Annotated in this window: 11 protein-coding genes; all 11 read left to right on the top strand. The window is 37.5% G+C overall.

Annotated elements, in window-relative coordinates:
• Nucleotides 1-36: 36 nt before the first annotated feature.
• The 11 genes from QFZ31_RS11720 to QFZ31_RS11670 all read left to right on the top strand — a co-directional run bounded on the left by QFZ31_RS11720 (nucleotide 37) and on the right by QFZ31_RS11670 (nucleotide 12,032).
• A complete protein-coding gene (locus QFZ31_RS11720; protein WP_307303126.1) occupies nucleotides 37-1,011 on the top strand; it encodes an ROK family protein in 975 nt (324 codons plus the stop codon).
• 41 nt (nucleotides 1,012-1,052) lie between these two features.
• Nucleotides 1,053-2,063, top strand: a complete 1,011-nt coding sequence (locus QFZ31_RS11715; RefSeq protein ID WP_307303125.1) for a Gfo/Idh/MocA family protein — start codon at nucleotides 1,053-1,055, stop codon at nucleotides 2,061-2,063.
• Nucleotides 2,060-3,028, top strand: a complete 969-nt coding sequence (locus QFZ31_RS11710; protein WP_307303124.1) for a Gfo/Idh/MocA family protein — start codon at nucleotides 2,060-2,062, stop codon at nucleotides 3,026-3,028. Before QFZ31_RS11715 ends, QFZ31_RS11710 begins: the two co-directional genes overlap by 4 nt.
• A gap of 144 nt (nucleotides 3,029-3,172) precedes the next feature.
• Nucleotides 3,173-4,012 carry a sugar phosphate isomerase/epimerase family protein gene (locus tag QFZ31_RS11705; RefSeq protein WP_307303123.1) on the top strand — a complete coding sequence of 280 codons (840 nt, stop codon included), beginning with the start codon at nucleotides 3,173-3,175 and terminating at the stop codon, nucleotides 4,010-4,012.
• Nucleotides 4,013-4,026: 14 nt separating this feature from the next.
• Complete coding sequence (locus QFZ31_RS11700) at nucleotides 4,027-5,019, top strand: Gfo/Idh/MocA family protein (RefSeq protein WP_307303122.1); 993 nt, start codon at nucleotides 4,027-4,029, stop codon at nucleotides 5,017-5,019.
• Nucleotides 5,020-5,269: 250 nt separating this feature from the next.
• Nucleotides 5,270-6,217, top strand: coding sequence for a carbohydrate ABC transporter permease (locus QFZ31_RS11695; protein ID WP_307303121.1), 948 nt, complete (start codon nucleotides 5,270-5,272; stop codon nucleotides 6,215-6,217).
• 27 nt (nucleotides 6,218-6,244) lie between these two features.
• A complete protein-coding gene (locus QFZ31_RS11690; protein WP_307311536.1) occupies nucleotides 6,245-7,105 on the top strand; it encodes a carbohydrate ABC transporter permease in 861 nt (286 codons plus the stop codon).
• Between the two features lie 105 nt (nucleotides 7,106-7,210).
• The gene (locus QFZ31_RS11685) at nucleotides 7,211-8,584 is read left to right on the top strand and encodes an extracellular solute-binding protein (RefSeq protein ID WP_307303120.1); all 1,374 of its coding nucleotides are present in this window, start codon (nucleotides 7,211-7,213) and stop codon (nucleotides 8,582-8,584) included.
• A 106-nt stretch (nucleotides 8,585-8,690) separates the two neighbouring features.
• On the top strand, nucleotides 8,691-9,554 hold the full coding sequence (locus QFZ31_RS11680) for a sugar phosphate isomerase/epimerase family protein (RefSeq protein ID WP_307303119.1): 864 nt from the start codon (nucleotides 8,691-8,693) through the stop codon (nucleotides 9,552-9,554).
• A gap of 19 nt (nucleotides 9,555-9,573) precedes the next feature.
• Nucleotides 9,574-10,635: a Gfo/Idh/MocA family protein gene (locus QFZ31_RS11675; protein WP_307303118.1), complete on the top strand. Its 1,062-nt coding sequence runs from the start codon at nucleotides 9,574-9,576 to the stop codon at nucleotides 10,633-10,635.
• Between the two features lie 188 nt (nucleotides 10,636-10,823).
• Nucleotides 10,824-12,032 (top strand): MFS transporter, encoded by a 1,209-nt coding sequence (locus QFZ31_RS11670; RefSeq protein WP_307303117.1) that lies wholly within the window; start codon nucleotides 10,824-10,826, stop codon nucleotides 12,030-12,032.
• The last annotated feature ends 138 nt before the right edge of the window (nucleotides 12,033-12,170 follow it).

Raw genomic sequence — 12,170 nt, 5'->3', positions numbered from 1 at the left:
GGGATTGTTTCGAATAAGTAGCAGGGAGGAACTTCAATGGAACAAACAGATGATTTAGCCATTGGTCTGGATATAGGAGGGACCAAAATACTGACAGCACTGGTGTCAAAGAATGGAGAAATCCTTTCAAAATTGCAGTGTGACTCCAAGGGGGGAAAGGAAAACTTAGGTGAACTAATTATTAACACGATAAAAGCACTCATTCATGAAGCAAACGTAGAGATCACTCGGATAAAAGGCATAGGCATTGCAACCGCAGGGGTGATAGATTCAAAAAAGAAGGAGATCATCTTTGCGAGTAACCTGGATATAGCCAATTTTCCTATCGGACCAATACTCGAGAATGAGCTCGATCTTCCTGTCGAGTTATATAACGACGGTAATGCCGCAGCTGTAGGCGAATGGATGTGGGGGAGAGGTAAAGGAAAAAAGAACCTCATCTACATTACAGTCAGTACAGGAATCGGCGCAGGTATCATCAGCAACGACAGACTTATCACTGGTATTACGGATAGTGCCGGGGAATTTGGACACATTTCCATTAATATCGATGGTCCACTTTGTTCATGCGGAAATAAAGGATGTTTAGAGAACTATGCTTCGGGGACAGCCATATCGAAAATTGCCCATGAAAGAATAGAAAATGGCTCTGTAAGTGAGTTTTTTCCTCCAGAAAGTAAGATTACCTCAGTGGATATTTGTAATGCAGCAAAAATGGGTGATCCCTTTTCAATCGAATTACTTGATGAAGTAGGAGAATATCTTGGCATTGGAATTATCAATTTAATCCATCTTTTTAACACTGAAGCAGTAATTCTTGGTGGCGGTGTAATGAACGGAGCAGATTTTTTGCTGCCGGCTATCAAAAGGACCGTTCAAAAACATGGAATCGCTAGTATCGTAGATAAGGTTAATATCGAGATTTCTCAGTTAGAAAAATATGCATGTGTAGTCGGTGCAACCGGTTTATTTTTTAAAAATAGCAACAAAAATGCAGCATTGCCAATATAGTATTCCAAAATTATAGAATTCAATAGTAGGGAGAGATGACATTGTTAAACGTTCTATTGATTGGAGCAGGCACCATGGGAAGTGTTCACGGTGAAGCTTATACCAAAATGGAAAATGCCGTTCTTACTGGAATTGTGGATAAAAATCTGGAAAAGGCCAAAGCGCTCGCAAAAAAATTAAAAACAAAAGCATTTCAAACATATGAAGAGGCAATAGAAGTATTAGAAAAAGTCGATGTAGTCTCTATTTGTGTACCAACCCCTTTCCATAAACCTTATACAAAAATGGCCGCCGATCGCGGGATTCATGTCATTTGTGAAAAGCCCCTAGCCAGAAATCTCGAGGATGCAAGAGAAATGATTAACTATTGTCAGGAAAAAAACGTAAAACTTTTCGTTGGCCATGTTGTTCGCTTTTTTCCTGAGTATGTTCAGGCTAAAAATATTGTGGAAGAAGGAAAAATCGGAAATGTCGCGGTGGTACGAACATCAAGAGGAGGCGGCTTTCCAAAAGCTTCCGATGACTGGTATGCGGATTATGAAAAAAGCGGCGGTCTGGTTTTAGACATGATTATCCATGATTTTGACTTCTTGAGATGGTGTTTTGGTGAAGTAGATCGGGTTTATGCGAAAAGCATAAAAGATGGAAACAAAAAACGAATCGATTATTCTTTGGTTACTCTGCGCTTTAAAAGCGGCGTCATTGCTCATGTTGAAGGAACATGGGCGCATCAAGGATTCACCACCAAATTTGAATTTGCGGGTGAAAAAGGAATCATTGATCATGATAGTTCTAGGTCTGTCCCAGTGGTATTAAACAAAAATACTGCTGGCGGTGGTGTTGCAGTTCCTGAAAGTCCATTAAAGCATAATCCTTATTTTACTGAAATACAGCATTTTATAAACTGCATCGAAACCGGAAAAGATCCGATTGTATCGGCAGAGGATGCATATAAAGCAATGGAAATTGCGTTAAATGCTCTTAAATCAATTGAAACCGGCAGAGAAATTGTAACTGGTGAAAATCAAAAAGAGGAGGCGCAAATTCGATGAAGGTAGGTATTATTAGTTTTGCTCATCCACATGCTTATGGATATGCCGATTCATTAAGAAAGATAGATGGAGTTCAAATAGTAGGAATTGCTGATGATGACCAAAGACGTGGAGAAAATGCAGCTGCAAAATATAATACTAAATTCTTCAAAGGGCATGAAGAGTTGCTGCAACAAGATCTGGATGCTGTCATTATTACTTCTGAGAATTGTAAACACCGTGAACATGTAGTGGCGGCCGCAATGGCTGGAAAGCATATTTTATGTGAAAAACCATTAGCAACAAAGGTTGAAGACGCAAAAGAAATGATTGAGGTATGTAAACAAAATCAAGTCATTCTTCAAACTGCTTTTCCGGTTCGATTTAATTCGGCTGTTGTTCGGGCAAAAAAAATCATTGAAAATGGAGAGCTTGGGCAAATATTTGCTATTAAAGGAACGAATCGCGGGACGAATCCTGGAGGCTGGTTTGTTGATCGGGCCAAATCAGGAGGAGGAGCTGTTATCGACCATACCGTGCATGTGGTCGATCTCATGAGATGGTTCATGGGTGCAGAAGTCAAGGAAGTATATGCTGAAATTGATAATACAATCTCTTCTGGCTCAATTGATGACTGCGGTATCCTCAACATTCAATTTGAAAACGATGTATTCTCAACTTTGGATTGCAGCTGGTCGCGGAATGAAACGTACCCAACTTGGGGGGATGTAACGTTAGAAATTATTGGAAGTGAAGGGAATCTGAAGGTGGACGCATTTGCCCAAAAATTAGATGTTTATGCGCCGAATGGAGTTAATTGGAATTATTGGGGCGATAACATGGATTTTGAATTAGTTAATGACTTTTTGACTAGTGTTTCAAATGGTAAAGAACCATCCATTTCCGGATTTGATGGTCTGAAGGCTTTAGAAGTAGCATTAGCCGCATATGAATCTTCTGAAAAAAGGCAGCCTATTAAATTATAAATTAGCAGTACTAGACGTAAAGAAAATGGGTAAAACAGTAATCTTTTTTTATAGGGGGTGAGGCAGCAGTCTACCATTCTATATATGTGCATGTTTCTTAGAATCAAAGGAATTGGCTCGAATAAAATGAAGGGGTTGTTTGCTATGTTAAAAGGAATTAATCAATGGTGCTATCCAGAAGGAACATCTTTGGAGGATGTTTTTACATTCAGTAAGGAAGCAGGCTTCGATGCCGTGGAATTGAATTTATATAACTCTGACGGAATCGGTTTAACAATGGATACAACACCACGTGAAGCAGAAGCAATTGTTGACCTAGCCACGTCCTTTGGATCACAACTAAGAAGCATATCTACCGGGTTATTATGGCAAAGTCCGTTATCTTCTCCTAATGCAGAGGTTAGAGAACAGGGCAGAAAAGTCATCTTAAAGCAAATAGAATTGGCTAGTGCGATGGGAATTGATACGGTATTGGTTGTTCCTGGCTCTGTAACCCCGGATGTCTCTTATGATGATTGTTACAACAGAAGCCAAGATGAACTAAAAAAAGTATTAGTTGAAGCGGAAAAACGCCAAGTGGCAATTGGAATAGAGAATGTATGGAATAAATTCTTAATGTCACCACTTGAAATGGCGAGATATATAGACGAACTAGATTCCGATTATGCAAAAGCCTATTTTGATGTAGGGAATGTCCTTCAGTTTGGATATCCAGAACAATGGATTCGAATCCTAGGGAAACGAATCAGTAAAGTTCATGTAAAAGATTTCAGTACAAAGGTAGGAAATATTACTGGATTCGTACCGCTATTAGCTGGTGACGTGAATTGGCCAGCTGTTGTAGCGGCATTAGAAGAAATTGGGTATAAAGATACCATCACAGCCGAGCTCAGTCCTTATGCAATCAATCCTAGACAGCTGCCAAATGATACAGCGCGTCATATGGATGTCATTTTAGCAAGTCGTTCTAAAGTGAAAAACTAAAGGAGATGAATTTCATGAGTAAGGTAAAAGTAGGATTTGTAGGTGTTGGTGGAATTGCCGGAGTACATTTGGAGAATGTTTCAAAAAACAGTGATGCTGTAATTGTTGCTGTCTGTGACATCGTGGAAGAAAGTGCGAAGCAAAAGGGATTACAATACAATGCAGCTGCTTATACAGATCTAGATGCCATGCTGGAAAAGGAAACATTAGATGCAGTCTTCGTTTGTGTTCCTCCATTTGCACATGATGAAATTGAGGAAAAGATCGCGAAACGAGGAATTCATCTGCTAGTAGAAAAACCTTTAGGCCTCGATTTAGAAACGGTACAAAGGAAAGCAAAGGTAATAAAAAATTCAGGCGTTATTTGTGGCGTGGGTTACTGTTTACGTTATTTAGATACAGTTGCGAAGGCAAAAGATTATTTAAAAGATAAGAAAATCGCGATGGTAAGGGGACACTACATAACCTCATTTGTTCCAACTCCTTGGTACCGCGAAATGAGTAAATCAGGCGGACAACTTGTTGAGCAGTCCACTCATACCCTCGATTTAATGCGATATTTAGCGGGTGAAATTTATAATGTGTATGCGAATATGAGCTTGCAGGTTTTATCTGACATTCCTAATATTGATATTCCTGATGTCACATCAGTGAATTTGACATTTACGTCTGGTGCTGTCGGACATCTTGATTCTTCATTTACCCAGTGTGATCATCGTTCAGGAATTGAGATATTAGGTAAGGATTTCCGAGTGGAGATTGATGGAACTATTTTAACGATTGTTGATAAAGATTCTTCTATTACCTACAAATCGAAAGTTGATTTTTATCAAGAACAGGATAGAAGATTTATTGAGGCAGTGATAAAGGGCGAGCCTGATCTTGTTTTATCAGATTATGAAGACGGAGCAAAAACACTTGCTGCCACATTAGCTTCAAACAAGTCGAATGAAGTGGGTCTGCCAATTAAACTACCATCATTAGCGAAAGATAAAATCACATTATAAAAATTGGGCATTATCCGATCTAATTCATGTTATGAAGTTCTTGAAATCTGTCGTAAGTGTGATGTCCAACTATTAGTTGGCATACACTTCGATTTGTTCCATAGTACAAACTTGTCTTGAGCATTTATTAACCATGATGGACTAATAATAGAAAGCTAATCTACTACGCTGACCTTCATTTAACTTTATTTTTCTGATTTTTCTGTCATATCTAAGTTATATAGCCACACCTATTAAAAGGAGTGAGGTAATGTCATCCGAATTAAAAACCTCAATAGTGATTCCGAAACAAGGGACAACGATAAGGCGAAAGAAGTTTTTCACACGCCGAGATGTGGCAGGTTATTTATTTTCTGCACCCTTACTAATTGGCATTGTCGTATTTTCTATTTACCCTATGATTGGTGCATTAATCCTCAGCTTTAAGAAATCATCACAAACTTTTGAGGGAGATTGGGCAGGTTTAAATAACTATAAATATGTTTTAACAGACTCTCTGTTTTGGCAGTCCATCTATAATACATTTTATATGGGGATATTATCCGTTGTCTTAGGCGTATCTTTATCTTTTATTTTAGCAACCTTAATCCACAATATCAGCTGGTTAAAATGGAGAAATTTCTTTAAAGGAGTTTACTTTTTACCTAATGTCGTTTCACTAGTTGCAACAAGTATCCTATTCTCATTTCTATTTAATCCTGGAAGTGAAGGATTATTAAACTATGTTATTGGTCTAGTCGGAATTGAGCCAATTGGATGGTTTACGGATCCAAAATACGCAAGATTTAGTATCGTTATCATGACACTGTGGGGAATGCTAGGTTATAACACTATTATATTTATTGCTGCTTTAACAAGTGTACCAAGGGATTTATATGAAGCTGCTGAAGTAGATGGCGCCAACTGGCTGAAAAAATGGTTATATATCACCATTCCGTATTTAAAACCAATCATTATTTTCATGGTAATAATCGGAACCATCAATGCCATGAAGCGATTTACTGATGTTTGGTTAATTGGGGGCACTGCTGGTAACCCTGCAGGCTCATTAATGACAGCTGTTCTCTATATCTATCGAAATGGATTTCTATCATCACAAATGGGTATAGCAACTGCCGCTTCTTATATCTTATTTTTCTTTATTCTTGTTCTAACAATCGTCCTTATGCTCACGAATAGAAAAAGTAATTTTGATTAAGGGGGGCAAATGATGAAAGCATCAACAATGAATGGAAATGTAACTGACAAAAATTCAAGACGTTCCAAAAAAGTTGCAGATTGGATATTAACAGGTGTTTTACTTATAGGTTCATTGGTTATGATTATTCCTTTTATTTGGATGGTTTTAACAAGTTTTGATTGGGCTGCAAGACTTAAAATACCATTTCCACCAAGATTTTGGCCAGAAGAGTTTTCGTTTAAAACCTATCAAATGGCTTTTACAAATATCCCAATGCTAAAATATATGATTAATTCTATTATAGTCTCAGTAGGAGTAATCGTAGTCAGTCTTTTGTCAGCGGTATTTTCTGGGTATGCAATTTCAAAGCTGAAATTTAAAGGAGCTAATATTGTCCTTTTGCTCGCTTTAAGCACCATGATGATTCCCTTTGAGATGACGATGATTCCACAATATTTGATGTTTGCCAAGATCAAGCTTTTAGATACGTATTGGTCTTTCTTTTTACCTGCTTTGAATTATGCATTTGGAACTTTTTTAGCCAAATCATTTATTGATCAGCTTCCAGGAAGTTTACGAGAAGCTGCAATCATTGATGGTGCTAATGAATTCACCGTTTTTGTAAAAGTATATTTGCCTCTATGTATTCCAATTTTGGCTACTATGATAATTTTACAGTTTTTGGCTGTTTGGAATGATTTACTCTGGCCGTTATTAGCTTTGAAAACACCTGATAAATACACAATTCAATTGGGACTAGCAATGTTTTCATACAACAAAGATTTACCTTTGCCGTCAGTCATCATGGCTGCAACAACAGTCAGTCTTACCCCAGTTATTGTCCTTTATCTATTCTTACAGCGCTATATAGTAGAAAGTATTGCATTGTCAGGCGTTAAACAATAATTGTCTTTTTAGCATTTTGAGGGTTTCAAGAAAAACTGCATATATCATGATCATCTTGGATGGAACAAATACAATGACCAATTTATTCTTTAGGGGGAAGTTATGATGATCAAAAAGTTTTATCTTGTTTTAATCGCTTTAATTATGTTAACAACAGCGGCTTGCTCTTCTACTAGCAGTAATGAGGAAAAAGCCAGTGATGTTGAGGTTGTTTCGGAAGTTGAGGGCACAGTTCGTGTTTCTCTTGCAGGTTGGCAACTAGAGAGTGGAATTGATCCTATCACTGGCATCGAGAACGTGGGGTTAGAAGAATTTATAAAAAAAGAATTCGAACCAAGATATCCAAATATTAAATTAGAATTATATCAAGTACCTTGGGAAAATGCGCAAGCAAAACAAACAGCAATGTTAAAATCAGGAGATGTTGATGTTCTTTATACGGGTGGAGCATTTGCTTCCCAGTGGCAGCAACAAGGATTATTAAAGGGATTAGATGAATTGATTGCAAATGATTCTACTTTTGACCCTAGTATTTACTTAGAAGGTGTATGGGAAAATTCCTACAGTACAAAGTCCTTTGACAAAAGCGTTCATTTTGGAATTCCTGCGGTCCTAGGAAGACGAATTATTATTTATGATAAAAAGCTTTTTGATGAATGGGGAGTAGATTACTTATCAGAAAATCCAACTCCTGAAGAAGTATTAGAAAAAGCGAAGGCAATGACTGGAAAAAATCCTAAAACTGGAGAACAAAACTTTGGAATTTGGTGGGATGGAAAAGCATTAAACGCATCAACCTTTGTTGCGTTAAGTCATGCTTTTGGAGCAACTGGAGGAGAAGGGACATTAAATGACCTAAAAAACATCAAATGGAATTTGAATTCACCAGAAGTGGTAGAAATATTGGAATGGTTAGAAGCGGCATCAAAATATGCACCGCCTGGTATTTTAAACACCCAAGGAAATGAAAACTTTGGCTTGGAGAAAAACAATATTGCCATTCACCTTGATGCAAATGGTGCAAGCACGATGGGAGAAGTTATGGCTAATGGGGATACGAAACTGCTTGATCGCTTTGAATCAACATTAAATCTAGGTCCTAATGGTGAGGGATGGGTTGCTGTTGACCCATTTGTTATGGCAAAAGACGCGAAAAACGTTGAAGCATCGTGGGAGGTTTTAAAATTCCTAACTGGACCTATCACACAAAAACATAACTATGATAATTTTAAATTTACCCCAACCCTTGCAGATGCTAGTTTTGTAGCCAAAGAAGACAAATATATGAAAACATCCATGGAAATCGCTCAGGTGTCTAAATCGACTCTATTGGATGAAGCAAATCCATTTTTCGGAAGTGAAATCGTACCTGCTATCAATGGCTTTATTAGTAAAGCACATAACGGAAAAGCTCCTGATATTCAATCCTATTTGGATGACTTACAAAAACGTGCTGAGAAGTGGTCTTCTAATCAATAAGATAGTTCCTCAACAGGGGAGTAATGTAAACTCCTCTGTTGTTTAGTCATTCTTTTTCCGTACTGCCAAAGGTTTTTCTGAAGATAACTTAATTTGGAGGTAAAAAATGAAACTAGGTTTAAGTTCATATAGTTTGTATTCAGCCCTTAAGTCAAAAGAATTAGATATTCTTGAAGCAATTGAATGGATCGCTGAACAAGGCGGGGAACATATTGAAATCGTTCCGATGGGATTTTCTTTGGACGATAATCCAGATTTAACAGACGCGGTACGTCAAAAAGCAGAGAAAGTCGGAATTGAGATTTCTAATTATGCAATCGGAGCAAACTTTATCATGTCTGATGAAGAGCAATATGAACAAGAAATCGAAAGGGTTTTTAAACAAGTTGATATAGCCAATCGGTTAGGTGTTAAGCTTATGCGTCACGATGTGGCTTGGAGACCAATCGGTGAGACGTCTATTCTTCAATTTGAACAAGATTTACCTAGGATCTCTGCTGCGTGCAGAAGAATTGCGGATTATGCAGCAGAATATGGAATTACAACAAGTGTTGAAAACCATGGTTATTTCGTTCAAGCTAGTGATCGTGTCCAGACCCTGATTCATCATGTTAATAAGCCAAATTTCAAAACTACATTAGATACCGGTAATTTTCTTTGTGTAGATGAAAATCCTATTAAAGCAGTGAAGAAAAATATTCATAATGCTTCAATGGTTCATATTAAAGATTTTTATTACCGACCTGAAAAATTTGATCCAGGCGAAGGATGGTTTCAAACTGCTTCAGGAAATTATTTGCGAGGCTCAATCGTTGGCCACGGGGATATCGATATGTATGAAATCATTAAAGTAATTAAGCATTCAAGTTATGATGGCTATATCTCAATCGAATTTGAAGGCATGGAAGATTGTAAGAAAGGTTCAAAAATTAGCTTAGACAATGTTCGCAGAATTTGGGAACAAGTTTAATAGAAGGGGAGAATAAGGAATGGGTAAACTAAAAATAGGAGTAATCGGTGCTGGTTCAATCTCGGATATGCATTTGCAGTCTTATGTAAAAAATGAAAGAGTCGAGTTATATGCCGTTTGTGATATGAATGAAGAAAGAGCTGAAGAAAAAGCAAAACAATATGGTGCAGCAACCTTTTATGGAGATTATCCTTCATTACTAGCCGATAAAGAGATTGATGCCGTGAGTATATGTACATGGAACAACTCTCATGCGGAAATCGCCATTGCAGCATTAAACGCAGGGAAACACGTTCTAGTAGAAAAGCCATTATGTACCACTGTAGAAGAGGCAAAGAAAATTCAAGAAACGGTTAAACAAACCGGAAAAGTTCTTCAAGTTGGTTTTGTTAGAAGATATGCATCAAATACAAAGCTATTAAAAGAGTTTATTGATGCGGATGAACTTGGTGAGATTTATTATGCGAAGGCATCATGTTTAAGAAGATTAGGGAATCCAGGTGGATGGTTCTCAGATAAAGAAAGATCAGGAGGGGGTCCTTTAATTGATATTGGTGTACACGTGATAGATATATGCTGGTATTTAATGGGGAAACCAAAAGTTAAGAGCATCACTGGGAATACATATTATAAACTAGGGAACCGCTCTAATGTTAAAAATCTATCATTCTACAAAGCAGCAGACTATGATCCAGAAAAAAATACGGTTGAAGACATGGCAAATGCCTTGATCCGTTTTGAAAATGGCGCTTCTTTAATGGTAGACGTGAGTTTCACCCTTCATGCAAAAAAAGATGAAATTACCGTCAAACTATATGGAGAAAAGGGAGGGGTAGAAGTTGAACCAGAATTATCCATTATCACGGAAAAGCATAATACAATTTTGAACGCTACTCCTCAGGTAGATTCGTTAACCTTTGACTTCGTTCAAGGCTTCCAAAATGAAATTGATCACTTTGTATTAACCTGTCTAGGTGAAACAGAGACCTTAAGTCCAGTGGAAGATGGCTTAGAGATGATGAAGATTTTATGTGGAATTTATGAGTCCAGTGAAAAAGGGATTGAAATTTCGTTTGACTAAAGTGGAATATAGTGGAAGAAGAGACCATGACAAGTTTTTATCATGGTCTCTTTTTAGAAGGCAGGAAATGTTTTAAGTCGTTGTTTTACTCCTTCTGGAAGACCATATTGCAAAAAGGGTTATAGCCTAGCTGGTCATGAATTCAATATAAAAAGGTAGACTATAAAAAACTATTACCTGGGTAGGTGATGAAAAAAGTGACAATAATGACTGAATTTAAATTATTTTTGAAAATCAAAGGAGCGTGGATACTTCTTATTGGTATTTTTTTGTATGGCATTGGAACAGGTATATTGGCTCCAATGAACGCCGTCTATATGCGTGATGAAATCGGTTTATCCCAAATTGAAATCGTCTCGATTTTTTCGATTTCGTTATTGCTAAACATGGTTACGACCATTCTGATTGGTATAATCAGCGACATGATTAAGCGCAAGAAGCCCCTACCTATCTTTGCCTGTATCCTTTGTATGACCGGGTTACTCATTTATATGAATGCGATAACCTATGTGGAAACATTGATTGGTATGATTTTTGCTGTTGCACCATCTGGACTCATAATGGGCCAGTTTTTTGCAATGGCCCGAAATCATTTTATGACGATTGCCCCTGACATTTATGAAATGGCGCAAATCTGGCTTCGCGCCATGTTAAGTGTAGGTTTTTTTACTGGATTGCTAGTAGGAGCGAATTTATATATCATTGGCAATTTTAAAAGTGTCCTGTGGGGGAACTTTTTGGGATATTTAACATTGTTTGTCGTTCTTATATTTTACAAAGAGTATGTAGAACCAGCATCAATTTCATCTGTAAAAGGTGAAGCATTCTCCCTTGTGATGCTTTTTGCTCTTCTTTTGCTCGCATGTGCTGACTCATTACGAGGACTCTATTTGCCGCTAGTGGTCTTTCAATTGTTTAAAGAACCGCAGCTAATGTCTTACTTGTGGAGTATTCAGGCAGTTTTTGAATTACTCTTTATGACGGTTGCTGGATATTGGGCAAATAAATTCGGTAGTAAACCGGTGATAATTATCGGCAGCTTATGTGCTCTAACAACATATATATTGTACTCTGTGAATCCGCCGATTTGGGTGTTCTTTCTCGTTCAGCCCCTTTATTCCTTCTTCGTCTCTGTTTTGTACGGGGTAGCGATGGGGTATGTACAGCGCATGTTTAATACCCGTATTGGATTTGGTTCAAGCTTATATGTTTTCTTATCTCAGACAGCGGCTTTGATCGGTTATTTTCTACCATTTTTAATTCCTGGTTACCATCCTCGAATCTTCATTATTCCCAGCGTGTTGGTTTGTGCGGCATTTATATTAATGTTTGGACTTTTTATCATTAATCGAGTAAGGGCAAAGAAAGATCCTCATTCAATAGGAGCCATAGGATAATAAATTCCATGATTTAATTGTTCTAGGGTTCCATAAGTAGTTTTGTTACAGGCCTATGTCAATGCCTACACAAACAATGAATTTGTACTTGAGAGTTTGATAGACAAATTAATGGGACGTTCAGAGTTTAAAGGAAAG

Source organism: Neobacillus niacini (assembly GCF_030817595.1).
Classification (GTDB): domain Bacteria; phylum Bacillota; class Bacilli; order Bacillales; family Cytobacillaceae; genus Neobacillus; species Neobacillus niacini_G.
The sequence above is the reverse complement of the archived record's forward strand: the minus strand, read 5'-3'. Positions and strand labels throughout refer to the sequence as shown.

Bases quoted from the DNA above. Each gene is read 5' to 3' on its own strand.
- QFZ31_RS11720 (WP_307303126.1), top strand. From the start codon at position 37: ATGGAACAAACAGATGATTTAGCCATTGGTCTGGATATAGGAGGGACC.
- QFZ31_RS11710 (WP_307303124.1), top strand. From the start codon at position 2,060: ATGAAGGTAGGTATTATTAGTTTTGCTCATCCACATGCTTATGGATAT.
- QFZ31_RS11705 (WP_307303123.1), top strand. From the start codon at position 3,173: ATGTTAAAAGGAATTAATCAATGGTGCTATCCAGAAGGAACATCTTTG.
- QFZ31_RS11700 (WP_307303122.1), top strand. From the start codon at position 4,027: ATGAGTAAGGTAAAAGTAGGATTTGTAGGTGTTGGTGGAATTGCCGGA.
- QFZ31_RS11695 (WP_307303121.1), top strand. From the start codon at position 5,270: ATGTCATCCGAATTAAAAACCTCAATAGTGATTCCGAAACAAGGGACA.
- QFZ31_RS11690 (WP_307311536.1), top strand. From the start codon at position 6,245: ATGAATGGAAATGTAACTGACAAAAATTCAAGACGTTCCAAAAAAGTT.
- QFZ31_RS11685 (WP_307303120.1), top strand. From the start codon at position 7,211: ATGATCAAAAAGTTTTATCTTGTTTTAATCGCTTTAATTATGTTAACA.
- QFZ31_RS11680 (WP_307303119.1), top strand. From the start codon at position 8,691: ATGAAACTAGGTTTAAGTTCATATAGTTTGTATTCAGCCCTTAAGTCA.
- QFZ31_RS11675 (WP_307303118.1), top strand. From the start codon at position 9,574: ATGGGTAAACTAAAAATAGGAGTAATCGGTGCTGGTTCAATCTCGGAT.
- QFZ31_RS11670 (WP_307303117.1), top strand. From the start codon at position 10,824: ATGAAAAAAGTGACAATAATGACTGAATTTAAATTATTTTTGAAAATC.